Genomic DNA, 24,762 nt, shown 5'->3' with positions numbered 1-24,762 from the left:
CAGCCCTCCTCGGCGTACGCCCGAGCTTTTCTTCACCTGGCGCGTCCCGCGTCGATTCCCGATTTACTCAGGCTATGTGAGGTAGGTTCGCCATGTCTTCGCACCGCGAGGCACCGGAGATATCAAAAGACCCGGTTGCCGACAGCACCGACGTGTACGCGTTCGTCAGTCCGGACCGGCCGGACACGGTCACGCTGATCGCCAACTATCTGCCGTTTCAGGTGCCGTCGGGCGGACCGAACTTCTTCGAGTTCGGCGACGACGTGCTGTACGAGATCCACGTCGACAACAATGGTGACGGGCACCCGGACATCACCTATCAGTTCCGGTTCGTCACGGAGATCACCAACGAGAACACGTTCCTCTACAACACCGGTCCGATCGACGCGCTGGACAGTGAGAACTGGAACCGGCGGCAGTTCTACAGCGTGACCAAGGTGGACGCACACGGCCGGGCGCAGGTGCTGGCCCGGAAGGTGCCGTGCCCTCCGTGCAACATCGGGCCGCTGTCCACCCCGGACTACGTCGGCCTGGCCAACGATGCGACGTTCGAGCTGAAGACTGGCGAGCGGGTATTCGCCGGGCAGCGCGCGGAAGGTTTCTTCGTCGACCTCGGTGCGATTTTCGACCTGGGCAATCTGCGTCCGTTCCAGCAGTTGCACGTGGTGGGAAAGGACATCTTCAACGCGGCGGACGAGCCGGTCAACGCCACGGACCGGGTCAATGTCTCCAGCATCGCGCTGCAGATTCCGATCACGCACCTGGTCAGTGGCGGCGGGCGGTACGACGTCAACGACCAGCGTTCGGTGATCGGGGTGTGGACCTCGGCGGGCCGTCAGCAGATCCGGGTGCTCGGTGAGGCCAAGGCGGCGGACCTCAACGTAGGTCCGGTGGTGCAGGTGTCCCGCTTGGGCAACCCGCTGTTCAACGAGGTCATCGTGCCGATGGCGCAGAAGGACCTGTGGAACACGCTGCCGCCGTCGGAGGACAAGCGGTTCGCCGGCCTGGTCGAGAAGCCCGAACTGGCGCAGTTGCTGCCGGTGCTCTACCCGGACGTCTTCCCCCGGCTGGCGGAGCTGAACGAGTCGGGCAAGCCCCGGGCGGACCTCGTGGCGATCCTGCTGACCGGCATCCCGGCGGGTCTGATCGACGGTTTCCAGAACAACACCGGCGACCTGCAGGCCGACATGCTGCGGCTGAACACCGCCATCCCGCCGGCCAAGCGGCCCAGCCGCTTCGGTCTGCTCGGTGGTGACCTGGCCGGCTTCCCGAACGGGCGGCGGACCACCGACGACGTGGTGACGATCGCGCTGCGGGCGATCGCCGGGTTGACGTTCCCGCTGATCGACAAGAACTTCACTCCGGACGACGCGGCGGGGGCGGTGACCCACGGGTTGAGCGCCGCCGACGTGACCGCCCCGTTCCTGAAGAAGTTCCCGTATCTCGGGGTGCCGTACGACGGCTTCAACAACCCGTCCTGACCGCGCGCGCGGACGTTCGAGCCAGCAGGTAAGACCCCAGGAGGTGGGCTCAATGCACGAGCACAGTCTGGCCCCGTCGGAGACCGGCAGTGTCGTCCTCGACATCGGTGGTGACATGGGGGCTCTGATCATCTACACCGGACAGGAGTTCCACGGCCGGGAGATCGAGATCAGCCCGGTCGCCGATCCGGACGCCGCGGAGCCGACGCCCCGTACCCATGCCGCGGTCCGCGAGCGGCAGGTGCACGACGGGGTGTTCTTCAGTGCGGTCTACACCGACCTGCGGGCTGGTACGTACACCGTCTGGCGCTCCGAGGACGTGCCGGCCGGTCAGGTGACGATCACCGGCGGCGCGGTGACCGAGTTCGTCTGGCCGCAGCATGCGACCGCCGGGAGGTTGATCCCGCGCGCGGTGTGACGAGATCGACTTCTGGGTGTGACAGACCCCTGGGGAGGGCAGCAGGGCACGTGAGGTAGGCGGTCGATCAGACCGCGCCACCGAGCCGGTACCGCGTTGGCGGTGCCGGCTCGGTGGCGTGTGTGCGGCCGGGGGCGGTGGCGGGTGGCCGGCCCGCGCCGTAGCGGGTCGCGGGTGCGGATCCACGCAGGTGGCGGGGGCGACGCGCCGATGTCGCGTTACTTGGCGGGGGTCTGAATCGATAGGGCAGGTTGCGGGCCTGATGACGGTGGGAGGTCAGTCGGCCCGGTCCGCGAGAGGGAGCCTTATTTACCAGGTTCGTCTTGACGACGCACGCATTACACGCGTGTAATTTCCCTGGGGTCGCTCGGACGGGCCGTACTAAAACCGGATCGAACGGGCAAGTTGGACACGCCTTCCGCGTGGGGGGTTGCGCCGACCGGGATCGGGCGGCGCGCGAAAGGAGGCACGCGTATGGATGGTCGGCTGGAGGTTGCGGACCTGCTCGGGAACGCCCCGGAGTGGCAGGAACGGGCGCTGTGCTCGCAGACCGACCCCGAGGCGTTCTTTCCGGAGAAGGGCGGATCCACTCGTGAGGCGAAGCGGATCTGCTCGCGGTGTGAGGTGAAGTCCGAGTGCCTGGAGTACGCACTCGGCCACGACGAGCGGTTCGGCATCTGGGGTGGACTGTCCGAACGGGAACGTCGCAAGCTCAAGCGGCGCGTCGCCTGACGTACCGTCACGTCGGCCCGGCCCGGACATCCCGGCCGGGCCGACGGCTCTTTCGGCCACCGGCCGGGCCGGTCAGGCCAGCTCGTCCGGGTCCACGCCCAGCAGGTTCGCCACCTGCTCGATGATCACGTCGTGCACCAGGTCGGCGAGATCCTCCCGGTCCATCGCCCGGAACTCCAACGGCCGCCGGTAGAGCACGATCCGGGGCGGCATCTCCTGCCGGCCCGGCCGCCCCGGCAGCAGCCGGGCCAATGGCACCTCGCCGTCCTCCAGTACGTCGGAGTCGTAGACGTTCAGATCCGGTGGTACGTCCTCGACGGCGAACTCGACCCCGACGAGCTCCTTGGCGAACCGGCGTTCCAGCGTCTCGACCGTGTCCAGCACCAGCTCGTCGAAGACCTCGGCCTTCGTCCGGGCGAGTGGCACCGTCGCCGGCACCAGTCGGCCGCGCAGACCGCGCCCGTGCCGGTCCCGGCGGTCCCGCCGCGCACGGCGGGGCACCTGGGCGCTTTCCGGCGCGGGGACGGTCACAGAAATCCTCCGGTCACCAGCTCAGCGTAGTCCGGATCCGGGCCGTTCGGGCGTGGGGGATCAGGAGTCTCGGCGTGTCGCGGCGGCACGCTGGTCGGGAAGCCGGTATTAGAGATAACGTGCGGCCGTGAGGTCACAGCGGCGCTGCTCCCGGAACGGCTGTCCCCGTCAGGCCGTCGCCACGTTGACCTACGTCTACAACGAGTCGACCGCTGTCGTCGGGCCATTGGCCGCGTTCGCCGAACCTCACACGTACGACCTGTGTGAGCAGCACGCCCGTAGCCTGACCGCGCCCCGGGGCTGGCAGGTGGTGCGCCACGAAGGGGAGTTCGATCCGCCGCCGCCGACCACCGACGACCTGGTGGCTCTCGCCGAAGCGGTCCGCGAAGCGGCCCGCCCCGCCCCGCCGCCCCGGCCGGGTGAGCCGGACGTCGTCGATCTGGACATCAACTCCCCGACCGGGCGCCGCGGCCACCTGCGGGTGATCCCGCCGAGGCCCTGACGGGCCGGGGCGTGTGCGGCAGCGCTCAGCTGCCGATCAGCCGGTTCATCAGCGCCGCCCGCCGCGACGGCCGGCCCGACCGGGCCTCCGCCGCGTCGGCACTGCCCATCAGCCGTACGCTGGCGTTGACCCCGAGCCAGCGCAGCGGCTCCGGCTCCCAGCGCGGCGAGCGGTGCCCCACCCAGGGCAGCGCGGTCAGCTCACTGTCGGCGTCCCGGATCAGGTCGGCCAGCGTACGGCCGGCCAGGTTGGCCAGCCCCACGCCGTCGCCGACGTAGCCGCCGGCCCAGGCCAGCCCGGTCGACCGGGCCAGCCCCACCGACGCCGCCCAGTCCCGCGCCACGCCCAGCGGCCCACCCCAGGCGTGGGTGAGCGCGACGTCCTCGCCGAGCGCCGGGAACAGCTCACCCAGGGTCCGACGCAGCGCGCGGAACACTCGGGGGTCGCGGTCGAACTCCGGCCGGACCCGGGACCGGAAATGGTACGGCGCGCCGCGCCCGCCGAACGCCAGCCGCCCGTCGGCGGTGCGCTGGCCGTAGATGATCAGGTGCCGGAAGTCGCTGAACGTCTCCCGCCCGGCCAGCCCGATGCGGTCCCACGTCTCGTCGGGCAGCGGCTCGGTGGCGATCATCAACGAGTAGACCGGGGTGATCGCGCGGCCCAGGCCCGGCAGCGCCGGGGTGTAGCCCTCGGTGGCCCGGACCACCACCGGCGCGCGGACCGTCCCGGTGGGTGTGCGGGCCAGGCCGGGGCCGTACGCCGTCACCGGGGTCCGTTCGTGGATCGTCACGCCGTACCGCTGCACCGCCGAGGCGAGGCCACGGACCAGCCGCGCCGGGTGGATCGCCGCGCAGTGCGGGGTGTAGGTGCCCCCGAGCACCCCGTCGGCGGCACACCGGGCGGTGGCCGCGTCGGCGTCGAGCAGAGTCAGGTCGGCGTCGGATCCGCCGTACGCGTGGGCCTCGGCGACCGCCGCCTCGGCCCGGCGCAGCTGGGCCGGGGTACGGGCGAGCGTGACGGTGCCGCCCTGGTGCCAGTGGCAGTCGATGCCCTCGGCGGCGACGACCCGGCCCACCTCGTCGACCGTGGCGTACATGGCCTGCTGCATGGCCACTGCCGCGTCCCGGCCGTGCCGGCGGGCCAGCTCGGTCAGCGACGTCGGCAGCAGCGCCGAGCACCAGCCACCGTTGCGCCCCGAGGCGCCGTACCCGGCGATCTCCTTCTCCAGCACCACGATCTGCAGCGTCGGGTCGGCCAGGGCCAGGTAGTAGGCGGTCCACAGGCCGGTGTAGCCGGCCCCGACGATCACCACGTCGGCGATCCGGTCACCGTCCAGCGCCGGCCTCGGGGTGAGCTCCTCGTCGACCGTGGACATCCAGTACGACACGTCCCAGGGACCACTGCCCCGCTGCTGCCCGACCACCCGCCACCCCTCCCTGCTCCCCGACGATCTTGCAGTTATCGAGGAAATATGTCCACTTTGTCCAACGATAGGTGCAAGATCGTCGGGATCTTGGGGCTGGGTCAGAGTCGCTGCCAGGCCTCGGTCAGCACCGCGCGCAGGATCTGCTCGATCTCGTCGAACTGGGTCTGGTCGGCGATCAGCGGCGGGGCCAGCTGGATCACCGGGTCGCCCCGGTCGTCGGCCCGGCAGTAGAGCCCGGCGGCGAACAGCGCCCCGGAGAGGAACCCGCGCAGCAGCCGCTCCGATTCGGCGTCGTCGAACGACTCCCGGGTGGTGCGGTCCTTGACCAGCTCGATGCCGTAGAAGTATCCGTCGCCCCGGACGTCACCGACGATCGGGAGGTCGTACAGCTTTTCCAGGGTGGCCCGGAAAGCGCTTTCGTTGGCCCGTACGTGCCCGATCAGGTCCTCCCGGGCGAAGATCTCCAGGTTCGCCAGCGCCACCGCGCAGGAGACCGGGTGGCCGCCGAAGGTGATGCCGTGCGCGAACGACGCGGTGCCGTCGAGGAACGGCGCGATCAACCGGTCCGAGGCGATCATCGCCCCCAGCGGCGAGTAGCCGGAGGTGATCCCCTTCGCGGTGGTGATGATGTCCGGCTGGTAGCCGTACCGCTCGGCACCGAAGTACGCGCCGAGCCGCCCCCACGAGCAGATCACCTCGTCGGAGACGAGCAGTACGTCGTAGGCGTCACAGATCTCGCGTACCCGCTCGAAGTAGCCCGGCGGCGGCGGGAAACAGCCGCCGGCGTTCTGCACCGGCTCCAGGAAGACGGCGGCCACCGTGTCCGGGCCTTCGCGTTCGATGGCCCGGCCGATCTCCTCGGCCGCCCACCGGCCGAACGCCACCGGGTCGTCGCCGTGCTCCGGCGCGCGGTAGAAGTTGGTGTTCGGGGCCTTGATCCCGCCCGGGACCAGCGGCTCGAAGTCGGCCTTGATGCCGGGCAGCCCGGTGATCGACAGCGCCCCCATCGTGGTGCCGTGGTACGCGATGTGCCGGCTGACCACCTTGTGCTTGGTCGGCTTGCCGGTCAGCTTGAAGTAGGCGCGGGCCAGCTTCCAGGCCGACTCGACCGCCTCCGAGCCGCCGGTGGTGAAGAAGACCCGGTTGAGGTCGCCGGGGGCGAGTGCGGCGATCTTCTCGGCCAGCTCGACCGCCGTCGGGTGCGCGTACGACCAGATCGGGAAGTACGCCAGCTCGCCGGCCTGCTTCGCGGCGGCCTCGGCCAGCTCGGTGCGCCCGTGGCCGGCGTTGACCACGAAGAGCCCGGCCAGCCCGTCCAGGTAGCGGCGTCCGGAGCTGTCCCAGACGTACGCGCCCTCGCCGCGCACGATGGTCGGCACCGGGGCGTCCCGGTAGCTCGACATCCGGGTGAAGTGCATCCAGAGGTGGTCGGTCGGGTTGCCCATGTCGTGGCCCCATCGCGTCGGCAGCACCGGCGCCTGCGCAGACGCCGTCCTGGCTACGGTTATCGCACAGATCCGGCGCGCACTGCAAGGTTCACGAGATCAACAGCGGCGTTCGGCCACGATTTGAGCAATCCTGGCTATCTGTAACGACGAAATCCGCATCACGGGCTGAGTCGCCCAAGCGGTGCCGCTCGATGACATTTCGCGGTCAGCCGATCGTGGCACGGTGCGCCCGCGAGCCAACTCCCCGAGCAGGTACCGCCGTAGACCGGTATTCCTGTGAGGAATAATCATTCGTCACAGGAATACCGCTCGATCGGACACCTGCCTCCGCCCGAAGGCCGCAGTCGGGGCTGAAGCTGAGGTCGGGGCCGGTGCCCGGCTCAGATGAGGCGGTCAGTCGGTGGTCGGGCGGGGCGCGTTGAGGTCGACGCTGCCGCCGGCCGGGACCGGCACGAAGGTCGGGCAGCCCTTGGCGGTCTCGTCGGTCAGGCAGCGCTGGAACACCTCGTAGAGGACGTACGCGTCCGGGCCGAGCACCTCGACGAGCTGGCGGATCTGCTTGAGCTTCTCCTCGACGGTGGCGTTCTGTTCGGTGACCGCCCGCCGTTCGGTGATCGCCACCTGCACCGCCGCGAGGCCGTCGACCAGCTCCTGACGGGGCGTCGGCTTCTGCAGGGTGAGGTTGAACTGCAGGAAGTACGCCCGGCCGCCGGTGGTGGCCTGCACCGCCGCGCCCAGGTCGGCGTTGATCGCCGTTTCGAACGCGGCCCGGGTGGCCGGGTCGTTGTACAGCGCCAGCCAGTCGTACTTCTGCGCCTCGGTGGCCATCGCCCGCTGCAACGGGTGGCCGATGTAGAAGGCCAGCATCTCCAGCCACCGGTCGGTGGTGCGGCCGTCGCCGTCGACCATCGGCTGGAACTTCAGCCCGATCTCCTCGTGGAACTCGCGCAGCATGCCGCCGTCGTCCTCGCACGAGGTGTCCAGGTGGAAGGTGAGTCCACCGGAGACGGTCAGCTCCTGGTTGTCCTTCGAGACCACCACGAACGGCGGGGACTCGGAGCCCTCCCGGCCGGTGAAGTCGAACGTACGCTGGCCCGCCGGGTAGACGTAGTACCGCTCGCCCGGCCCGTCCCAGGCACGGTTGTTCTGGGTGACGCACTCCTGGTATGTGGTGCTGGAGAAGGCCCCGGCGTCGTAGTGCAACGCCACCTGGTCCGATTCGGTGCTGACCGTGCTGCAGCCGGCCACGGTCACCAGTAGCACCGCTGAGACGCCTGCGATCATCCGTACCCGACGACGACGCATCTGCCCGCCCCGATCTGTTCGACGTGTGTCGTCAGGGTAGGTGGGTCAATCAACGGTACGGGTTCAGGCCGTACCCCAGGTGTAGGTCTGTTTGCGCAGTTTGAGGTAGACGAACGCCTCGGTCGAGACGACGCCTTCGACGTCGCGCAGCCGCTGCAGGATCTCCAGCAGGTGGTCGTCGTTGCGGCAGACCACCTCGGTGAGCAGGTCGAACGACCCGGCGGTGATCACCACGTAGTCGACCTCGTCGAGCTCGGCGAGCCGGTCGGCGACCGTCTCCAGGTCCCCGGAGGTACGTAGACCGATCATCGCCTGCCGGGGGAAGCCGAGCTGCAGCGGGTCGGTGACCGCGACGATCTGCATCACCCCGGCGTCGAGCAGCCGCTGCACCCGCTGGCGGACCGCCGCCTCGGACAGCCCGACCGCCTTGCCGATCGTCGCGTACGGCCGCCGGCCGTCCTCCTGCAGCTGTTCGATGATCTGCTTGGCCACGTCGTCGAGGAGTACGTGGCCCGGTCCGCCGCCGCCGGACTGCCGTGTGCCCATCCCAGGGTTCCCTCTCTGCCAAAGTCGGTGCATTATTCCCTGCAGGTGGTACGCCGCCGAGTCGACCGACGTTAAGAGTCTGAGTCTGGCGCATTTCGTCGCCAATGGCGAGCTCCGCAACGGAATCCCTTGTGATGCGGGCACCTGCATGTCAGGATCGGCGTCTAATTGGTCACACACTACGCCGCCTTGCTTCCGGGTCGGCTCCGCCGACCCTCACCCCTTCAGGAGCCGTCCATGCGTAGCCGCCTCCGCCCGCCGCCGTCCGCGCCGGCCGCCGCCCTGCTCACCGCCCTCGGCGCCGGCCGCTCGGTGAGCCGCCGCAGCCTGGTCCGCGGCGCCGCCGCCTCCGGCGGAGTCCTGCTCGCCGGCAGCGCCCTCGCCGCCTGCGGCACCCCGGCGGCCCAGCAGACCGAGTCCAGCTGCGTCAGCGAGGACGTCTCCGACAGCGAGAAGACGCTCGCCTTCTCCAACTGGCCGCAGTACATCGACGTCGACGCCGACGACGAGAGCCGCCGCCCCACCCTGGAAGCGTTCCAGCAGGCCAGCGGCATCGAGGTCACCTACACCGAGGACATCAACGACAACAACGAGTTCTTCGGCAAGGTGCAGAACCAGCTGTCGGCGTGCCAGCCCACCGGCCGCGACATCATGGTGCTCACCGACTGGTTGGCCGCCCGCATGATCCGGCTCGGCTGGGTGCAGTCACTCGACAAGGCGAACCTGCCCAACGTCACGGCCAACCTGCTGCCGTCGCTGAAGGCCCGGCCGTTCGACCCCGACGACTCGTACGCCGTACCGTGGCAGTCCGGGTTGACCGGGATCGCCTACAACGGCAGCGTCACCGGCGAGGTCCGGACCATCGACGAACTGCTCACCCGGGCCGACCTCAAGGGCCGGGTGACCGCGTTGACCGAGATGCGCGACACCATGGGTCTGCTGCTGCAGGCCGGCGGCCACGACCCGTCGGACTTCACCGACGCGCAGTTCGACGACGCCCTGGAGAAGCTGCGTCAGGCGGTCGCCGACGGGCAGATCCGCCGGTTCACCGGCAACGACTACGCCGCCGACCTGGCCCGGGGCGACGTGGCCGCCTGCATCGGCTGGTCCGGCGACGTCATCCAGTTGGCCGCCGAGGACCCCAACATCGTCTTCCAGGCACCCGAATCCGGGCTGATCCTCTTCTCCGACAACATGCAGGTGCCGAACCAGGCCGCCCACAAGACCAACGCCGAGAAGTTGATGGACCACTACTACGACCCGGCGGTCGCCGCCGAGGTCGCCGCGTACGTCAACTTCATCTGCCCGGTCGCCGGCGCCCAGGAGGCGATGGCCGCCATCGATCCGGAGCTGGCCGCCAACCCGCTGATCTTCCCCGACGAGGCGCTGCTCGGCCAGGCCAAGGTCTTCATGGCGCTCACCGAGGAGCAGGAACGCTCGTACGAGCAGAAGTTCCAGCAGGTCATCGGGGCCTGAGGCGGCACGATGGCGATCGACCCGCCCGCCGGTGACCTGCACCTGGCGAACGTGACCAAACGGTTCGGCCCGTTCCTCGCGGTGGACGAACTGAGCCTGACCGTGCCGCAGGGGGCGTTCTTCGCCCTGCTCGGTGCCTCCGGCTGTGGCAAGACCACCACGCTACGGATGGTCGCCGGGCTGGAACAGCCCACCAGCGGTCAGGTGCTGCTCGGCGGGCACGACATCACCCGGCTGCGGCCGTACCGCCGGCCGGTCAACACCGTCTTCCAGAGCTACGCCCTCTTCCCGCACCTGAGCATCGCCGAGAACGTCGCGTTCGGACTGCGCCGACGCGGCATCCGCGACGTGCGGAAACAGGTCGAGCAGATGCTGGAGCTGGTGCAGCTCGGCGGTTTCGGCCCACGCCGGCCGCAGCAGCTCTCCGGCGGGCAGCAGCAGCGGGTGGCCCTGGCCCGCGCGTTGATCAACCACCCGCAGGTGCTGCTGCTCGACGAACCGCTCGGCGCCCTCGACCTGAAACTGCGCCGGCAGATGCAGACCGAGCTGAAACGGATCCAGACCGAGGTCGGCATCACCTTCGTGCACGTCACCCACGACCAGGAGGAGGCCATGACGATGGCCGACACCGTCGCGGTGATGCACGCCGGCCGCATCGAGCAGCTCGGCCCACCCGCGCAGATGTACGAGTTCCCGGCGACCGCGTTCGTCGCGAACTTCCTCGGCCAGTCGAACCTGATCGCCGGCGAGGTCACCGGCCGATCCGGCGACGACATCCTGGTCACCGCGTACGGCGCGCGGTTCGCGGTGCCCGCGGCCAGGTCCCGGTCCGTCGAGGGTCCGGTCCATCTGGGGGTACGTCCGGAGAAGCTCGCCCTGGCCCGGGACGCCGATCAGGTGCCCGCCGGGGCGCAGTCGGTCCCCGGTGTCGTCACCGACCTGGCGTACCTGGGGGTCAGCACCCAGTACCAGGTGCGCACCGGCTGGGGCACCGAGCTGAGCGTGTTCAGCCCGAACCTCGGCGAGGGCGCGCTGACGCCGGTCGGTGCCGACGTGGTCGCCTACTGGCAGCCGGCGCACGCCTTCCTGCTGGCCCGCGAACCGGGCGCCGGTGACCAGACCGCACCGCTGCTCGACGAAGCCGTACCCGCCTCATGAGCGTCCTGGCGCACGTCGGTGGTGCGGCCGGGGGCGGACCGGCCGGCAGGGGGCCGGCCGGGGGCGGACCGGGCACGCCGCCGGTGCCGACCCGACGCGGACGCAGCCGACTGCTGCCGTACCTGCTGCTGTTGCCGGGCGGAGCCTGGCTGATCCTGTTCTTCGCGGTCCCGGCGATCCAGCTCGGGGCGACCAGCCTGTACGACCCGAACGGCTCGCTGGCCACCGGGTACGCGATGACCTGGTCGTTCGGCAACTACCCGGCGGCGCTGTCGGCGTACTGGACCCAGTTCGGCCGGGGCTTCCTCTACGCCGGCACCGCCACCGTGATCGCGGTGCTGCTCGGCTATCCCCTGGCGTACGCGATCGCCCAGCAGGCCGGCCGGTGGAAGAACCTGATGCTGGTCTGCGTCGTCGCCCCGATGTTCACCAGTTTCCTGGTCCGCACCCTGGCCTGGAAGACGATCCTGTCGGAGAACGGCTGGCTGGTCGGCGTACTGCAGGATCTGCACCTGCTCGCCCCGGACGGCCGGCTGCTGTTCACCCCGGTCGCGGTGGTGCTCGGGTTGACGTACAACTTCCTGCCGTTCATGGTGCTGCCGCTGTACGCGAGCCTGGAGCGGCTCGATCCCCGGCTGCTGGAAGCCGCCAGTGACCTGTACGCCTCCCCGGCGCGGGCCTTCTGGCGGGTGACCCTGCCGCTGTCGGCCCCCGGCCTGGTCGCCGGCACGCTGCTCACGTTCATTCCCGCGTCGGGGGACTACATCAACGCCCGGCTGCTCGGCACCCCGAACGAGTACATGATCGGCAACGTGATCGACTCGGCGTTCCTGGTGCGGCTGGACTATCCGCAGGCGGCGGCGCTGTCGTTCCTGCTGATGGCGACGATCCTGGTCATCGTGTCGGTCTACGTCCGGCGTACCGGCACCGAGGAGGTGCTGTGATGGGCCCGGGTGTTCCGGGGACCGGCGCGCGGCTGGCCCGGTGGCTGGTCGACCACTGGGTTCTCGGCGTCGGCCTGCTGGTGCTCGGCTACCTGCTGCTGCCGGTGGCGGTGGTCGCCGGGCTGTCGTTCAACCGGCCGTCCAGCCGACTGTCATACGACTTCAACGAGTTCACGTTGGACAACTGGCGGCAGCCCTGCGCGACCAGCGACATGTGCGACGCGGTGCTGCGCAGCGTACAGATCGGTTTCCTGGCCACCCTCACCGCGACGGTCCTCGGCACCTTGATGGCGTTCGCGCTGGTCCGGCACCGGTTCCGCGGCCGGTCCGCGACCAACCTGCTGATCTTCCTGCCGATGGCCACCCCGGAGCTGGTGCTGGGCTCGTCGCTGCTGACGCTGTTCGTGGCCGGCGCGGTGCCGCTCGGCTTCTGGACCGTGGTGATCGCCCACGTGATGTTCTGCCTGAGCTTCGTCGTGGTCACCGTCAAGGCGCGGCTGGCCGGCATGGACACCCGGCTGGAAGAGGCGGCGACCGACCTGTACGCCACGCCGTGGCAGACGTTCCGGCTGATCACCCTGCCGTTGGTGCTGCCCGGCATCGTCGCCGCCGCGCTGCTGTCGTTCTCCCTGTCGTTCGACGACTTCATCGTCACCAACTTCACCTCCGGCACCACCGTCACCTTCCCGATGTACGTGTGGGGTGCCGCGCAGCGCGGTATCCCACCGCAGGTGAACGTGATCGGCACGGCGATGTTCGCGGTCGCGCTGCTGCTGGTGGTGCTCGGTGGCACGATCGGCCGGCGTCGCCGCGCCGGCCTGGGCTGATCGGGGGAGCGCGATGCGGATCCTGCCGAAGGGAGCGCGATGCGGATCCTGCTGATAGGCGCCGGTGGCGTGGGCGCGGCGGCGGTGTCGATCGCCGCCCGCCGGGACTTCTTCGACACCATGGTGGTCGCCGACCGCGACCCGGCCCGCGCCGCCCGGGCTGTCGCCGCCTGCAGCGACCCTCGCTTTGTCGCCGCCGGCTCGCTCGACGCCTCCTCGGCCGAGGCGGTGACCGCGCTGTGCCGGGAACACCGGATCACCCACGTGCTCAACGCCGTCGACCCGCGCTTCGTCATGCCGATCTTCGACGGCGCGTACGCCGCCGGTGCCGACTACCTGGACATGGCGATGTCGCTGTCCACGCCGCACCCCGACCGGCCGCACACCGCATGCGGGGTGAAACTCGGCGACGCGCAGTTCGCCGTCGCCGCCGACTGGGCTGCCGCCGGCCGGCTGGCCCTGGTCGGCATCGGCGTCGAACCGGGGCTGTCCGACGTGTTCGCCCGCTACGCCGCCGACCACCTGTTCTCGTCGATCGACCAGATCGGGGTACGCGACGGCGCGAACCTGACCGTCGACGGCTACGACTTCGCCCCGTCGTTCTCCATCTGGACCACCATCGAGGAGTGCCTGAACCCGCCGGTGATCTGGGAAGCCGACCGGGGCTGGTACACCACGGCGCCGTTCAGTGAACCGGAGGTCTTCGACTTCCCCGACGGCATCGGCCCGGTCGAGTGCGTCAACGTCGAGCATGAGGAGGTGCTGCTGATCCCGCGCTGGGTGTCGGCGAAGCGGGTCACCTTCAAGTACGGCCTCGGGGCCGAGTTCATCGACGTCCTCAAGACGCTGCACAAGCTGGGACTGGACTCGACCCGGCCGGTGACCGTCGGCGGCGTACGGGTCGCCCCGCGCGACGTGGTCGCCGCCTGTCTGCCGGATCCGGCCACCCTGGGGGACCGGATGCGGGGCAGGACCTGCGCCGGCACCTGGGTCACCGGGTTGTCCCCGACCGGTGCACCGCTGGAGGTGTACCTCTACCACGTGGTAGACAACGAGTGGTCGATGGCCGAGTACGGCCACCAGGCAGTGGTCTGGCAGACCGCCGTCAACCCGGTGGTGGCGTTGGAGCTGCTGGCAGGAGGGACCTGGTCCGGCACCGGGGTGCTGGGGCCGGAGGCGTTCCCGGCGCAGCCGTTCCTCGACCTGCTCACCGCGTACGGGTCTCCCTGGGGCCTGCGTACCTCCTGATCCACGGCCCATGACCACGACGCTCTTGCAACCCGCAGCCCATGACCACGACGGTCTTGCACTCATCGAGAAGATATATCCACTTTGTTCCACGATAAGTGCAAGATCGTCGCGATCAAGCGAGGGCCTGACGTAGGACGGCCACCACGTGTCGTGGGCGTCGATAGATGTCGACGGCGGTGAAGTACCGCATCCGCCAGCCCTGCGCGGCGAGCCAGTTGTGTCGCTCCCGATCATGTTGGGCTCGCTCGGCGGTGAGATGCGACCGGCCGTCGTACTCCGCGCCGACCCGCGACTCCTCCCACCCGAGGTCGATCACGTACCGGGTGATGAACGAGGCATCGAGGATCTTGATCTGGGTCTGCGGACGGGGCAGCCCGCCATCAATGGCGATGAGCCGTAGCTGACTCTCCTGGCGGCACTGGGCACCCGCATCCGCCGCCTTGAGCAGTTCGCGTAGCTTGACCACGCCCGGCAGGCCGGAGTGCAGCGCCACCTCGGCGGCGAGTGTGTCGAGATCGCATCGGCCGGCCCGCAGCGCGCCGTCAAGGACGGGCAGGGCGTCGATCCGGCCGGATGTTCGTGCCAGGTCGACTGCGGTACGCGCCGGGGACGTGCACCACACGCCGTCGACGAGACAGGGCTCGGCCGGCAGGGCGGTTTCGTGGACGACCACACCGCGCAACCGGGGTCGAGGGACGCCTGCCGGTAGCAGCACATGCACCCTGTGGTCGGTGGTTCGGGTGACGAAGTCACCGAAGCCGTGCAACGGCGCGGCACTCTGCCGACAGATCAACGCGGCCGGCGGTAGCCGGACCAGCAGCGCCCGGAGTCGGGCGTGCGGGAGTTGTCGCGCCGACGTCGCAGGAAGGTACGTGTCGTTGAACGGGCGCCAGAGTTGACCGCGGTCGACCCGACCCCGAATCTCGCCCTCGCTGATGCCGGAGTTCCGCAGTTCCCGGTAACGCATCGCGTCAGCCATGCCTGGCACCTTGTTGCGACGCCCTACGTCGGGGCTGGTGCCGTCAGCCGAGCTGTGGATGAACGCGGCCCCTGTGGATAACCTTCCTGCCCGCCCGCACTGTGCATGATCGCGACGATCTTGCACTTATTGTGGAACAAAGTGGACAAAAATTCACGATGAGTGCAAGATCGTCGCGATCTTGGGGGGAGGTGGCGGGGCGGGGCGGGCGAGGGGAGGGGGTGGGAGGGGCCACTGGCTAGGGATTCGCCCGAGTGGCTGAGCCGGATCCGCGTCGCGGCTGTCAGGATGACGGCGGGTCGGATCGGTGACGGTCAGGATGATGTGGTGATCGAGGATCTCGGCGAGCAGCAGCGACGCGACAGGACGGTGCTGGCGGGCAACAGCGGGTGGAGCCGGATCGGCGGCCTGCTGCGGTGGCCGCCTCCGCACCCGTGGCCGGCCCGCGTCGGATGGCGGGTCGCGGCCGTCGGCACCGGCTTCGCCTTGCTCGGTACGGCCGGGGCGTTCCTCGGCGACGTCGGCAGCATCATCGGCTTCGGTGTGGCGATGGCCGGAGGCGCACTGCTGGCGATGGCGGTCGCCTACCGGGTCCGCCGCAGCTGGCCAGGACTGCTGATCACCCTGGCGGTGGCGCTGGTCAGCCTGGTCGTCGCCGACCTGGCCAGCATCGGCTACCTCACCGCCGCCGGGGACCGGGTCACCGCGGTGGTGGTCGCCCGGGAGTGTACGCAGCAACGCGGCGACGTGGTCGACTGCGACTACCAGTGGCAGGACACCAGCGGTGCCGTCCTGGTGCCGGACCTGCTCAGCGACGACCGTTACCAGGTCGGCGATTCGGCCGAGCTGGTGGTCGATCCGGCCGGTGTGGTCAGCGTACGGCCGGCGGACACGATGTCGCCGGACCTGGTCAGCCTGCTCGTGGCGGTGCTCGGCGGCCCACTGCTGGTGCTGCTGGTCGTCCGGTGTCTCGCCGTTGGCGAAGGCTGGCTGCCCCGGTGGGGCGCCACTGCTGCGACCGAGTCGGCCACTGGCGCCAGGCCGGCCACTGCGACTGCGCCGGCCACTGCGACTGCGCCGGCCACCGCGACTGGTGAGCCGGCCAGCGGCACCGGTCCGGACCCGGCCGGCGGGACGCCCGCACCCGCTGCCGGCTGAGCCGGGTCGGCTGGACCAGCGGCAGCTCAGCTGTCGATGGCGTGCATGACGTGCTTGAGCCGGGTGTAGTCCTCCAGCCCGTACATCGACAGGTCCTTGCCGTACCCGGAATGTTTGAACCCGCCGTGCGGCATCTCCGAGATGAACGGGATGTGGGTGTTGACCCAGACGCAGCCGAAGTCGAGCCGGCGGGTCATCCGCATCGCCCGCCCGTGGTCGCGGGTCCACACTGACGCGGAGAGTCCGTACCGGACGCCGTTGGCCCACCGGACCGCCTCGTCCTCGTCGGTGAACCGCTGCACGGTGATCACCGGGCCGAAGACCTCGTCCTGGATGATCTCGTCGGGCTGGCGCACCCCGGAGACCACCGTCGGGGCGTAGAAGAAGCCCCGGTCACCGACCCGTACGCCGCCGGTGTGCAGCTGCGCGTGGTCCGGCAGCCGGTCGACGAAGCCGGTGACCCGGCCGAGCTGGTCGACGTTGTTCAACGGTCCGTACGCCACGTCCGGCTCGTCCGGCAGGCCGGTCTTCGTACCCCGGGCCTGCTCGGTGAGCGCCGCGACGAAGTCGTCGTACACGCCCGGCCCGGCCAGCACCCGGGTCGCGGCGGTGCAGTCCTGCCCGGCGTTGAAGTAGCCGGCGCCGGCGATCGCCTCGGCCGCCGCCGCGACATCGGCGTCGTCGAAGATCACCACTGGGGCCTTGCCGCCCAGCTCCAGGTGGGTGCGCTTGAGATCGGAGGCGGCGGCCGCCGCCACCTCCATGCCGGCCCGGGGTGACCCGGTGATCGACACGAAGTCCGGCGTCGGGTGCGCGACGAGTGCCCGGCCGGTGTCCCGGTCGCCGCAGACCACGTTGAACACTCCCGGCGGCAGGAACTCGGCGGCGATCTCGGCCAGCAGCAGCGTGGACAGCGGCGTGGTGTCGGACGGCTTGAGCACCACCGTGTTGCCGGCGGCCAACGCCGGGGCGATCTTCCAGACCGCCATCATCAGCGGGTAGTTCCAGGGCGTGACCTGCGCGCAGACCCCGATCGGCTCCCGGCGTACGTAGGAGGTGTGCCCGGCCAGGTACTCGCCGGCGGATTTGCCCTCCAGCACCCGGGCGGCACCGGCGAAGAAGCGGAACTCGTCGACGCAGGGCGGCAGCTCCTCGTCGGCGGTCAGCTGCCGGGGCTTGCCGGTGTTGCGTACCTCGGCGTCGACCAGGTCGGCGGCGCGGGCCTCGACCGCGTCGGCGAGCTTGAGCAGCGCCAGCTGCCGCTGCGCCGGGGTGGTGTCCCGCCAACTTTCGAACGCGGTGGCCGCCGCCGACATGGCCCGGTCGACGTCGGCCGGGCCGGAGGTCGGGGCCTGGGCGAACACCTCACCGGTGCACGGGTCGACCAGGTCCTGGTAGCCGCCGTCGACCGGGTCGACGTACCCGCCGTCGACGAAGTTGCGCAGGGTCTGCTTGTCGGTCATCGTTCGGCTCCCGCACGTCGGCCCGGATCAAGGTCAGGAATCGGATCAGGTCAGGAATCGGATCAGGTCAGGATGAGGTATCCGCCAGCTACGAGCCATCCTTGCGACCGAAATCGCGGCAGACAAGGGGTACGGCGACTGTTTCCGTGCGCACCGCGTAGTGCGACCGACGGTGTGGCCGGGTTGGTCACGCTGCGCCGGGTTCGACCGTGTCGACGGTCCGACCTCGTGAGGCGCTGTACCGGGTCGGTACTGTCGTCGGATGATCGCTGGCGTCATCGTTCCCGGGCGTGGCTACGGCCCGCAGGCGCCCCTGCTCGACCTTGCCCGCGAGGCGCTCGCCGACCGCGAGACGCCAGTGGAGACGGTGCGGTGGGACGTCCCGGACGGGCTGCTGAACATCGGGCCGGAACCGTTCGTCCGGGCACACGTGGCGGCGGCCATCCACCGGCTGACCATGTCTGCACCCGGCGCACAACCGGTGGTCGTCGCGAAGTCGCTCGGCAGCTACGCCGCCGTGCTCGCGGCTGAACGGCAACTTCCGGCGATCTGGCTGACCCCGCTGCTGCACATCGAGGTCGTCGCCGAGGCGATCGGCCGGAACCCGGCACCCGCGCTCCTCGTCGGGGGGACCCGCGACAGCAGCTGGCTACCGGACGTCGCTTCGGCGACGGGCAAGCGGGTCGTCACGATCACCGGCGGCGACCATGGCCTACGGCCACCCGGTCCGCTGCGGGCCTACGCCCAGGCACTCGGCGACGTCGGTACGGCGATCGAGGAGTTCCTGTCGCAACTGTAAGCGACGGGCGGAATCTGGTGGCCGACCGCGACGGCCGTCGGGTCGTGTCTCAGCGAGCGACGCTGACGGCGTTCTGCGCGGCGGTGACGATCACGTCGGTAACGACGCCTGGCTGTGTGGCGTACAGGGCGTGACTGGCCGGGACGTTGGTGATCGTGGCACCGATCCGGTTGGCCATGTGCTGCAGCATCGCCTGGTCGAACGCCTTGTCCTCGGTCGCGATGACAGCCCAGCTCGGCCTGTGGCGCCAGGCGGCGTTCTTCACCGGGGTCGAGAACGCCGCCATGTTGACAGGCACCTGCGAGTCGCGGAGGAAGGCAGCGTCGGCGTCGCTGGCGTCCGCCGCGAACCCGGCCTTGAACTTCTCCGGGTTGAGGAAGCCGTATCCGTCCTCGGTGACGTCGATGACGAAGTCGGGCGTCGGGGCGAACCCTTCGTACTGCTGGGCGGTGGTTTCGCCCGCGTCGGGCGCGAGCGCTGACACGTAGACCAGCCCGGCGACGTTCGGGTGGACCCCGGCCTCGGTGATGACGGTGCCGCCCCACGAGTGCCCGACGAGAATCGTCGGGCCGTTCTGCTGGTCGAGCACTCTCCGGGTCGCCGCGACGTCGTCCTCGAGCGAGGTGAGCGGGTTCTGCACGATGGTGACCCGGTAGCCCTGGGCCGTCAGCCTGTCGTACACGCCGCGCCAGCCCGAACCGTCAGCGAATGCGCCGTGCACGAGCACGACATTCTTGATCTCCTGACCACCGGTGGTGCCGCTCATGTGGCTCGTCCTTCCGTCGCCGCGCAGGCGTCGCCCGGCGGGGTACTCGCTGAGGTCGCGGTCGCTACCTCTGATGTGCAATATATTGCATGGAGCACGATGCGGCAAGCTGGCTGCGCGGTCATGGCTCGATGGTGAGCCGGGTGATGGAGGCGCCGTCCAGGTCGAACCGGTAGTGCAGATCCGCTGATCCGCCCGGGAAGTTGCCCTCCAGGTGCTGCACCACGTCGAACTGGGCATCACCGACGCGGTGGGCGCCGACGAAATCCGTGGTGTACGTGTACCCGCTGCCCCCATCTACCAGCCATGTCCTGATTTCGTCCAGGCCCCGGTAGGTGCGGCCTTCGTCCGTCACCACCGCGTCCACGGCGAACGCTCCGATGGCGGTCTCGGGGTCCCGGGCTTGATGCGCGGGCAGGTACACCGCGATGGCGGTCGGCAACTCTTCCCAGGTGACGGCGGTCTCTCGGTTCGGCTCCATGTTCATAGCCCAACGATCGAGCCTCCCCCAGGGAGAGGGTCAAGGACGTCGGCGCACTACCCGTTCGGGTGCTGCGTCACTGTGAGCTGCCGGGGGTCAGCCGGAAGACCGGCCAGCCGATCTCGGTCCGCCACCGTCGAGCGTCCCCGGTATCGCGGGGACCCGCCAGGTACGTCTCGTGAACGGGCCCGTCCACGGCCAGCGCATGCGAAGCCACCCAGTTCCCCAGGCGACCGTAGGTGACATCGATGTCGTCGTGCGGGCCCGCATGGACGGCCACGGCCAGATCGGCCGCCGGAAGGTCGACGACCTTGATCCGGCCATCGCCACGCGGGCGGTGCACCGGCCGGAAGACGGTCATGACCCCGGTCCCACCGGTGAACAGCTCGTTGGCGTACCGACCGCCGGCCGGCCCGGAGCGTTCGTCCGGTGGAAAGGCTGCGTCCAGGTCGTCCATCGCCCGGTCGAACCAGTCGAGGGAGTCCTCGAGCCGGACCTCCGCGCTGACGGCGACCACGGTCCGGGCGGGGACCGAACGCAGTTCGACATCGAGCACCGCAGCGTCGGGCAGCAGCAACTGGCGCAGCGACACCACCGCTGCCCGCGTACGGTCGAGTTCGGCCTCGAGCCGGTGCAGGTGACCCGCTATGAGATCGGCGCGCTGATGCGGGTCGTCGGTCGTGATGATCGACTTGATCTCGGCCAAGGGCACGTCGAGCTCCCGGAGCCGATGGATGACCTGCGCCGTCGCGATCTGGTCGGGCAGGTAGTACCGGTAGCTCGTGTCGGGGTCCACCTTCGCCGGTGCCAGCAACCCGGACTCGTGATAGCGCCGCAGGGTCCGCACGCTGAGGTGTGTCACGGTGGCGAACTCGCCGATGGTCAGACCCGTACGCATCGTCACAGTCTCCAACGGGTCGTCACGCAGGCGAATCGCCGGCCGTTCCCAGTTCGAACGCCTCGTCCAGGCTCATCCAGTTTTCCCGGGCGGCCGTGGCGGCACCCTCGACGTCATGCGCCTCGCACAGCGCGATGATGCGCTCGTGCAGAGCCACCGAGCTGCGGCCGCTCAGCGAGGAGAAACGCAGCCGCTCGAGTCGCCGGAGTACGGGCGTGAACTGCTCCAGAACCGTGCGAAGTGCCGGATTGGCGGAGGCAACCACCGCAACGCCGTGAAACTCGTCATCTGCTGCGATGGCCGCGTCGACGTCGTCAGCCTGCAAGGCTGCCGCGAAACGACCGTTGGCCGCCCGCATGGCCTCGATGTCATCGGCGGACAGCCGGGGCACCGCTTCGCGGACCGCGAGCTCGTGCATCGCGGCGGTGACTGTCTGCGCCGCTCGCGCGGCGTGGGCATCCAGCGGGCTCACCATGGTGTAGCGGCCGGGCTTCGTCTTGACCAGGCCCATCTCCTCGAGGCGGGTCAAGGCCTCGCGCACCGGGGTGCGGCTCACTCCCAGCCATTCCGCCAGCTCCGCGTCGTTGAGCCGCTCGCCCGGTGCCAACGTGCCGTCGACGATGGCGTCCCGGATCCACCGGTAGGCGTTCTCCCGTAGCAGGGACCGCGACATAACCCCCACGCGTCCTGGCACCGGCATGCAACATATTCCACACCACATGCAGGTTGTCGTCAACGGGACTCATAGTCACACCGCCCAGGGCAAGGTCAATGGGATCCGGCAGCTGGTCCGTGCGGCGATCGTCCCGGCGGCGGCCCGCCTACCGCGCCCTGGCCCGCGGCAAGTCCAGGATGCCTAGGCGTCGCATTTCCAGGTGGGGTCTGTCGCGATGGCGATGACTTCGTCGAGGCGTACCCGGGCCCGGGTCATCGCGGCGATCTGCGCTTCCAGCCGCTCCCGCTCCGCGTCCAGCAGGGCTCGTGACCGAGGTACGCATTCGGCCTCGAGCAGCGGGAGCAGGTCGGCGATCACCCGGCTGGACAGGCTGGCCGAGAACCCTCGCCGGATCAGCGCCACCCGGGCGACAGCCGTTTCGGCGTAGCGGCGGCGGCCCGCCGAGTCCCGCTCGGCCGTCAGCAGGCCCTGCTCCTCGTAGTAGCGCAGCGACCGCACGCTGGCACCGGTGCGGGCCGCCAGCTCCCCGATGCGCACTATGACCACCACCACATCATCGGGACCTCACATCAATGGCAGCTCCTAGCGTAGCCACGGCAACCTTTCATCCCTTTGCGGAGGAGTACGTCACATGGCAGGAACGCTGGGCATCATCGGCAGCGGCAACATCGGCTCTGCCATCGCCCGCAGCGCGGTCAGCGCCGGCTGGCAGGTGGTGATCAGCAATTCGCGCGGACCGGAGAGCCTCGGTGATCTGATCGCCGAGCTTGGCCCACTCGCCCGCGCCGCCACCCCGACCGGGGCGGCACAAGCGGGCGACCTCGTGGTCGCGACCATTCCGCTGGCCAACTACGAGCAACTGCCACGGGAGGCGCTCGCCGGCAGGACGGTGATCGACACCATGAACTACGCGCCGGCCGTGACGGGTTGGGCGCACCCGGAACTCGACGCCGACGAACTCACCTCCAGCGAACTCGTGCAACGGTTCCTGTCCGGCTCATCCGTGGTCAAGGCGTTCCATGACGTCAACGGCAGGCTGCTGCGCGAACTGGCCCGCCCGGCCGGTGCCCCGGACCGCACCGCTCTGCCCGTCACCGGCGATGACCCCGCCGCCAAGGCGCAGGTCACCGAGCTGATCGACGACTTCGGTTTCGACACCGTCGATGTCGGCGGCCTCGCCGAGAGCTGGCGCATCGGCCCCAACACTCCGCTGTACTTCGAGGCCTTCACCGGGGCGGTCCCAACGGGTTTGAGCCTGCCGGAAATCTACTCCTGGCTGGCCACCACCCCGCTGATCCCCACCCCGGCCGCCACGGTCGCCGAACTGGCCGCCACGACCGAGCGCCAACCGGCAGGCTTCCAGCTCCCGGCGTCGGCCTGACTGGTCGGGCCGCAGGGTCGACAAGATCAATGTGAGCGCCATCGTTGCTACGGTGCGGATTTGAGAACGATACCGCTCACATTGATCTTGGGCTTTGCGGACTTCGGTTAACCGAGAGCAGTTCGACTCCGGGGGCCGGGCTGTTGGTAGGGCGCGGGTAGAAACGGCGGAAGACCGGGGGCAGGAACAGCAGGACGAGGACGGCGATCGCCCCGGCGACGAGCAGCGGTGGCCCGAGCGTGTCGCAGACGGAGACCCAGGTCGGTACGATCTCGAACCTGGGGGCGACGTGGCCCAAGTCGTCGATGTCCGCCACGGCGGAGCCTCTGCCGTCGACCAGCAGTATGCCGCAGAACAGCGCGAACGGAGAGGCCAGAGCACAGGTCGTGACATGTGCCCACCCGCTGCCACGGACCAGACCGGTGATCGACAAAAGTAGCCCGGCAATGGCCAGGCCAGACATGGTCAACTCAAGTCTGGCAACGACATCAAGGGCGAGATCTTCCAGTCCGTTCCGGTTCGCGGCGTCTTCCGGGGACACGCCGTCATCTACCGCGCGCAAGTGTGTGACGACGTATGTGGTCGTCGCCGTCTTGAACAGCAGGCCGAGCAGCAGTACGCCGACCGCGATCGGCGGAGCGACCACCGGCCAACGCTGTGGCGACGGGTTCGGGCTCTTGCCCGAGCGGCCTTCAGACGGGGAAGTCCGTGCCGATGCATGGTTCATCGTCGATGATCTCCACCACCACGTCGATGGTGGCCGTCGCTTCCCTCGACAAGGTCAGATCTACGTCGTAGACCGTTCCGTGGCCGTCGATCGAGGACCAGGGTCGGGCTCCCCGTACGGTGAAGGAGCTGATCCCGTGCTCTGTCCATGCCGTCAGCTCCGTATCGCCGAGCCGGGCGAGGGCCATGTCGTCTCCGCCGCAGAGCATCAGCCGGGCTCCGGAGTAATCGCCTGCCACGAGCAGCCCCAGGTAGGTCGCTAGGCTATGGTCCGACTTGCGCTGTTCGTCCCGAGCGGAGGCCTTCAGGGACGCGTTGCCGAACCAGCAGGTGAGGAGTGCGACGACCACGATCCCCGCCGCCCACCACAGGCCTGGACGACGCCACACCCGTACCGCCACGGCCGGGGATCGTAGTCTCGCCGGAGGTTGGCGTCAGCTCAGGGAATCTGCTTGGCCAGCTCGACGAAGCAGCGCCAGGCGGATGGGCCGAAGGTCAGGGTGCCGCCGTCGCGGTCCTTGGTGTCGCGGACCAGGACTCGGCCGGGCAGGTTGTCGGCCACCTCGACACAGTTGCCGGATGCGCCGTTGGACCGCGACGACTTCCGCCAGGCTGGTTCAGTTCTCATTGGATCATCCCTAACATGAGGTCCCTGGTCTGGTCGGCGGAGAGCGCCAACTCGTTGATTGCCTCCCAGATTAGTTCCAGCTCGAGCACGTCACCAGTGGTGCTGGCGAGGCGACCGCGCAGCAGGTCGTCGAGGTAGCCGACGCGTCGTCCGTCGCTCAGGGTGGCCAGCGAGAGCGGTCCGCTGAGGCCAGCGTGGAGCCCGGCCGAGTCGGGGACCGCGCGGATTCGCACCGTCGGCCGGTGCCCGAGGTCGACCAGGTGGGCGAGCTGCTCCTTCATCACCTCGCGGGGACCACGTCGCAGCGCGGATTCCTCGACCAGCGCTATCAACTCCACCGGTGGCTCCCGGTCCAGCACCGCAGCCTGCCGAGCCAGCCGGTCCGCGACCACCTCCTCGATCGGGCCCTTGTTGGTGGGTACTCCAGCGAAGACCAGCCGCATGTACGCCTCGGTCTGCAGCAGTCCGGGAATCAACGTCGGCTCCCAGGCCCGCAGCAGGATCGCGCGGTGTTCGTGCTCGACCCAGGACCGCAGCCACGGCTTGAGGTCTCCACGTGCCTCCTCGGCGAGTTTCTGGATCTTGTCGCCGGAGTTCAGCACCTGGTCGATGGCCTGCGCGGTGTCCTCCTGCGGCACCAGCCGGCCCGTCCCGAAGCTGGCGATCAACGACTTCGACACCGAGAGCGCCTTTGCCAGCTGGGTCTGGTTCATGCGCCGGGCCAGTCGGAGCCGTCGGAGCTCCGTCGTGAGTTCACTCATG

Annotated in this window: 28 protein-coding genes; 12 read left to right on the top strand and 16 right to left on the bottom strand. The window is 69.5% G+C overall.

From position 1 onward, the window contains the following. Positions 1-92 precede the first annotated feature (92 nt). The 3 genes from O7623_RS16010 to O7623_RS16000 all read left to right on the top strand — a co-directional run bounded on the left by O7623_RS16010 (position 93) and on the right by O7623_RS16000 (position 2,631). A complete protein-coding gene (locus O7623_RS16010; RefSeq protein ID WP_282223851.1) occupies positions 93-1,481 on the top strand; it encodes a DUF4331 domain-containing protein in 1,389 nt (462 codons plus the stop codon). Between the two features lie 52 nt (positions 1,482-1,533). Then, positions 1,534-1,899, top strand: a complete 366-nt coding sequence (locus tag O7623_RS16005; RefSeq protein WP_282223850.1) for a phospholipase — start codon at positions 1,534-1,536, stop codon at positions 1,897-1,899. 474 nt (positions 1,900-2,373) lie between these two features. Then, complete coding sequence (locus O7623_RS16000) at positions 2,374-2,631, top strand: WhiB family transcriptional regulator (RefSeq protein ID WP_123605977.1); 258 nt, start codon at positions 2,374-2,376, stop codon at positions 2,629-2,631. Positions 2,632-2,703: 72 nt separating this feature from the next. Here the strand turns inward: O7623_RS16000 and O7623_RS15995 are convergent, their stop codons facing one another. Then, entirely contained in the window at positions 2,704-3,069 is a 366-nt protein-coding gene (locus tag O7623_RS15995) for a metallopeptidase family protein (RefSeq protein WP_282229429.1), read from the bottom strand. 220 nt (positions 3,070-3,289) lie between these two features. Here O7623_RS15995 and O7623_RS15990 point away from each other — a divergent pair, with 220 nt between their 5' ends. After that, a complete protein-coding gene (locus tag O7623_RS15990) occupies positions 3,290-3,664 on the top strand; it encodes a DUF3499 domain-containing protein (RefSeq protein WP_282223849.1) in 375 nt (124 codons plus the stop codon). Positions 3,665-3,689: 25 nt separating this feature from the next. Here the strand turns inward: O7623_RS15990 and O7623_RS15985 are convergent, their stop codons facing one another. From O7623_RS15985 to O7623_RS15970, 4 genes are all read right to left on the bottom strand, one after another. Continuing rightward, positions 3,690-5,039, bottom strand: coding sequence for an FAD-dependent oxidoreductase (locus O7623_RS15985; protein ID WP_282229428.1), 1,350 nt, complete (start codon positions 5,037-5,039; stop codon positions 3,690-3,692). A 149-nt stretch (positions 5,040-5,188) separates the two neighbouring features. After that, positions 5,189-6,535 (bottom strand): aspartate aminotransferase family protein, encoded by a 1,347-nt coding sequence (locus O7623_RS15980; protein ID WP_282223848.1) that lies wholly within the window; start codon positions 6,533-6,535, stop codon positions 5,189-5,191. A 396-nt stretch (positions 6,536-6,931) separates the two neighbouring features. Continuing rightward, on the bottom strand, positions 6,932-7,792 hold the full coding sequence (locus O7623_RS15975) for an SPFH domain-containing protein (RefSeq protein ID WP_282223847.1): 861 nt from the start codon (positions 7,790-7,792) through the stop codon (positions 6,932-6,934). A 114-nt stretch (positions 7,793-7,906) separates the two neighbouring features. Further along, a complete protein-coding gene (locus O7623_RS15970) occupies positions 7,907-8,389 on the bottom strand; it encodes an Lrp/AsnC family transcriptional regulator (protein ID WP_282223846.1) in 483 nt (160 codons plus the stop codon). A 237-nt stretch (positions 8,390-8,626) separates the two neighbouring features. On the opposite strand from O7623_RS15970, the gene O7623_RS15965 reads away from it, so the two are divergent. The 5 genes from O7623_RS15965 to O7623_RS15945 are packed head-to-tail and all read left to right on the top strand — an operon-like array spanning position 8,627 to position 14,042. Beyond that, the gene (locus O7623_RS15965; RefSeq protein WP_282223845.1) at positions 8,627-9,865 is read left to right on the top strand and encodes a spermidine/putrescine ABC transporter substrate-binding protein; all 1,239 of its coding nucleotides are present in this window, start codon (positions 8,627-8,629) and stop codon (positions 9,863-9,865) included. A 9-nt stretch (positions 9,866-9,874) separates the two neighbouring features. Beyond that, positions 9,875-11,023 carry an ABC transporter ATP-binding protein gene (locus O7623_RS15960; protein WP_282223844.1) on the top strand — a complete coding sequence of 383 codons (1,149 nt, stop codon included), beginning with the start codon at positions 9,875-9,877 and terminating at the stop codon, positions 11,021-11,023. Continuing rightward, positions 11,020-11,967 (top strand): ABC transporter permease, encoded by a 948-nt coding sequence (locus O7623_RS15955; RefSeq protein ID WP_282223843.1) that lies wholly within the window; start codon positions 11,020-11,022, stop codon positions 11,965-11,967. Before O7623_RS15960 ends, O7623_RS15955 begins: the two co-directional genes overlap by 4 nt. Continuing rightward, a complete protein-coding gene (locus O7623_RS15950) occupies positions 11,967-12,794 on the top strand; it encodes an ABC transporter permease (protein ID WP_282223842.1) in 828 nt (275 codons plus the stop codon). The genes O7623_RS15955 and O7623_RS15950 overlap by 1 nt, the downstream gene beginning before the upstream one ends. Before the next feature lie 39 nt (positions 12,795-12,833). Then, a complete protein-coding gene (locus O7623_RS15945) occupies positions 12,834-14,042 on the top strand; it encodes a saccharopine dehydrogenase C-terminal domain-containing protein (RefSeq protein WP_282223841.1) in 1,209 nt (402 codons plus the stop codon). Between the two features lie 115 nt (positions 14,043-14,157). On the opposite strand, the gene O7623_RS15940 is transcribed toward O7623_RS15945, so the two are convergent. After that, positions 14,158-15,024, bottom strand: coding sequence for a DUF559 domain-containing protein (locus O7623_RS15940; protein ID WP_282223840.1), 867 nt, complete (start codon positions 15,022-15,024; stop codon positions 14,158-14,160). Between the two features lie 327 nt (positions 15,025-15,351). Between O7623_RS15940 and O7623_RS15935 the strand changes: the two genes are divergently transcribed. Then, the gene (locus tag O7623_RS15935; RefSeq protein WP_282223839.1) at positions 15,352-16,182 is read left to right on the top strand and encodes a hypothetical protein; all 831 of its coding nucleotides are present in this window, start codon (positions 15,352-15,354) and stop codon (positions 16,180-16,182) included. A 26-nt stretch (positions 16,183-16,208) separates the two neighbouring features. Here the strand turns inward: O7623_RS15935 and O7623_RS15930 are convergent, their stop codons facing one another. After that, the gene (locus O7623_RS15930; RefSeq protein ID WP_282223838.1) at positions 16,209-17,645 is read right to left on the bottom strand and encodes a gamma-aminobutyraldehyde dehydrogenase; all 1,437 of its coding nucleotides are present in this window, start codon (positions 17,643-17,645) and stop codon (positions 16,209-16,211) included. Between the two features lie 262 nt (positions 17,646-17,907). Here O7623_RS15930 and O7623_RS15925 point away from each other — a divergent pair, with 262 nt between their 5' ends. Beyond that, a complete protein-coding gene (locus O7623_RS15925; RefSeq protein WP_282223837.1) occupies positions 17,908-18,444 on the top strand; it encodes an alpha/beta hydrolase in 537 nt (178 codons plus the stop codon). Positions 18,445-18,493: 49 nt separating this feature from the next. Here O7623_RS15925 and O7623_RS15920 read toward each other — a convergent pair whose 3' ends face one another. From O7623_RS15920 to O7623_RS15900, 5 genes are all read right to left on the bottom strand, one after another. Then, positions 18,494-19,318, bottom strand: coding sequence for an alpha/beta hydrolase (locus tag O7623_RS15920; RefSeq protein WP_282223836.1), 825 nt, complete (start codon positions 19,316-19,318; stop codon positions 18,494-18,496). Between the two features lie 13 nt (positions 19,319-19,331). Continuing rightward, entirely contained in the window at positions 19,332-19,691 is a 360-nt protein-coding gene (locus O7623_RS15915) for a nuclear transport factor 2 family protein (RefSeq protein WP_282223835.1), read from the bottom strand. 76 nt (positions 19,692-19,767) lie between these two features. Further along, entirely contained in the window at positions 19,768-20,589 is an 822-nt protein-coding gene (locus tag O7623_RS15910; protein ID WP_282223834.1) for a MerR family transcriptional regulator, read from the bottom strand. Between the two features lie 22 nt (positions 20,590-20,611). Further along, positions 20,612-21,262 (bottom strand): GntR family transcriptional regulator, encoded by a 651-nt coding sequence (locus tag O7623_RS15905; RefSeq protein ID WP_282223833.1) that lies wholly within the window; start codon positions 21,260-21,262, stop codon positions 20,612-20,614. A 183-nt stretch (positions 21,263-21,445) separates the two neighbouring features. Next, complete coding sequence (locus tag O7623_RS15900; protein ID WP_348775089.1) at positions 21,446-21,811, bottom strand: MerR family transcriptional regulator; 366 nt, start codon at positions 21,809-21,811, stop codon at positions 21,446-21,448. A gap of 85 nt (positions 21,812-21,896) precedes the next feature. Between O7623_RS15900 and O7623_RS15895 the strand changes: the two genes are divergently transcribed. Then, positions 21,897-22,646: an NADPH-dependent F420 reductase gene (locus tag O7623_RS15895; protein ID WP_282223832.1), complete on the top strand. Its 750-nt coding sequence runs from the start codon at positions 21,897-21,899 to the stop codon at positions 22,644-22,646. A 76-nt stretch (positions 22,647-22,722) separates the two neighbouring features. Here the strand turns inward: O7623_RS15895 and O7623_RS15890 are convergent, their stop codons facing one another. From O7623_RS15890 to O7623_RS15875, 4 genes are read right to left on the bottom strand one after another with little or no spacing between them, the layout of a single operon-like run. Further along, the gene (locus O7623_RS15890) at positions 22,723-23,292 is read right to left on the bottom strand and encodes a hypothetical protein (protein WP_282223831.1); all 570 of its coding nucleotides are present in this window, start codon (positions 23,290-23,292) and stop codon (positions 22,723-22,725) included. A 46-nt stretch (positions 23,293-23,338) separates the two neighbouring features. Further along, a complete protein-coding gene (locus O7623_RS15885) occupies positions 23,339-23,773 on the bottom strand; it encodes a hypothetical protein (protein WP_282223830.1) in 435 nt (144 codons plus the stop codon). 38 nt (positions 23,774-23,811) lie between these two features. Further along, entirely contained in the window at positions 23,812-24,000 is a 189-nt protein-coding gene (locus O7623_RS15880) for a DUF397 domain-containing protein (RefSeq protein WP_282223829.1), read from the bottom strand. Next, complete coding sequence (locus tag O7623_RS15875) at positions 23,997-24,761, bottom strand: DUF5753 domain-containing protein (RefSeq protein ID WP_282223828.1); 765 nt, start codon at positions 24,759-24,761, stop codon at positions 23,997-23,999. Before O7623_RS15875 ends, O7623_RS15880 begins: the two co-directional genes overlap by 4 nt. Between the last annotated feature and the right edge of the window lies 1 nt (position 24,762).

Source organism: Solwaraspora sp. WMMD791 (assembly GCF_029581195.1).
GTDB lineage: Bacteria > Actinomycetota > Actinomycetes > Mycobacteriales > Micromonosporaceae > Micromonospora_E.
Note: the sequence above shows the minus strand (reverse complement) of the source record. Positions and strands in the feature narration are given on the sequence as shown.

What these genes read in the sequence shown, in the direction of transcription:
- O7623_RS15980 (WP_282223848.1), bottom strand. Translation starts at nt 6,535, where the DNA reads ATGGGCAACCCGACCGACCACCTCTGGATGCACTTCACCCGGATGTCG.
- O7623_RS15985 (WP_282229428.1), bottom strand. Translation starts at nt 5,039, where the DNA reads ATGTCCACGGTCGACGAGGAGCTCACCCCGAGGCCGGCGCTGGACGGT.
- O7623_RS15970 (WP_282223846.1), bottom strand. Translation starts at nt 8,389, where the DNA reads ATGGGCACACGGCAGTCCGGCGGCGGCGGACCGGGCCACGTACTCCTC.
- O7623_RS16010 (WP_282223851.1), top strand. Translation starts at nt 93, where the DNA reads ATGTCTTCGCACCGCGAGGCACCGGAGATATCAAAAGACCCGGTTGCC.
- O7623_RS16005 (WP_282223850.1), top strand. Translation starts at nt 1,534, where the DNA reads ATGCACGAGCACAGTCTGGCCCCGTCGGAGACCGGCAGTGTCGTCCTC.
- O7623_RS15960 (WP_282223844.1), top strand. Translation starts at nt 9,875, where the DNA reads ATGGCGATCGACCCGCCCGCCGGTGACCTGCACCTGGCGAACGTGACC.
- O7623_RS15910 (WP_282223834.1), bottom strand. Translation starts at nt 20,589, where the DNA reads ATGCGTACGGGTCTGACCATCGGCGAGTTCGCCACCGTGACACACCTC.
- O7623_RS15965 (WP_282223845.1), top strand. Translation starts at nt 8,627, where the DNA reads ATGCGTAGCCGCCTCCGCCCGCCGCCGTCCGCGCCGGCCGCCGCCCTG.
- O7623_RS15880 (WP_282223829.1), bottom strand. Translation starts at nt 24,000, where the DNA reads ATGAGAACTGAACCAGCCTGGCGGAAGTCGTCGCGGTCCAACGGCGCA.
- O7623_RS15950 (WP_282223842.1), top strand. Translation starts at nt 11,967, where the DNA reads ATGGGCCCGGGTGTTCCGGGGACCGGCGCGCGGCTGGCCCGGTGGCTG.
- O7623_RS15895 (WP_282223832.1), top strand. Translation starts at nt 21,897, where the DNA reads ATGGCAGGAACGCTGGGCATCATCGGCAGCGGCAACATCGGCTCTGCC.
- O7623_RS15905 (WP_282223833.1), bottom strand. Translation starts at nt 21,262, where the DNA reads ATGTCGCGGTCCCTGCTACGGGAGAACGCCTACCGGTGGATCCGGGAC.
- O7623_RS15945 (WP_282223841.1), top strand. Translation starts at nt 12,834, where the DNA reads ATGCGGATCCTGCTGATAGGCGCCGGTGGCGTGGGCGCGGCGGCGGTG.
- O7623_RS15915 (WP_282223835.1), bottom strand. Translation starts at nt 19,691, where the DNA reads ATGGAGCCGAACCGAGAGACCGCCGTCACCTGGGAAGAGTTGCCGACC.
- O7623_RS15955 (WP_282223843.1), top strand. Translation starts at nt 11,020, where the DNA reads ATGAGCGTCCTGGCGCACGTCGGTGGTGCGGCCGGGGGCGGACCGGCC.
- O7623_RS15930 (WP_282223838.1), bottom strand. Translation starts at nt 17,645, where the DNA reads ATGACCGACAAGCAGACCCTGCGCAACTTCGTCGACGGCGGGTACGTC.
- O7623_RS16000 (WP_123605977.1), top strand. Translation starts at nt 2,374, where the DNA reads ATGGATGGTCGGCTGGAGGTTGCGGACCTGCTCGGGAACGCCCCGGAG.
- O7623_RS15875 (WP_282223828.1), bottom strand. Translation starts at nt 24,761, where the DNA reads ATGAGTGAACTCACGACGGAGCTCCGACGGCTCCGACTGGCCCGGCGC.
- O7623_RS15940 (WP_282223840.1), bottom strand. Translation starts at nt 15,024, where the DNA reads ATGGCTGACGCGATGCGTTACCGGGAACTGCGGAACTCCGGCATCAGC.
- O7623_RS15925 (WP_282223837.1), top strand. Translation starts at nt 17,908, where the DNA reads ATGATCGCTGGCGTCATCGTTCCCGGGCGTGGCTACGGCCCGCAGGCG.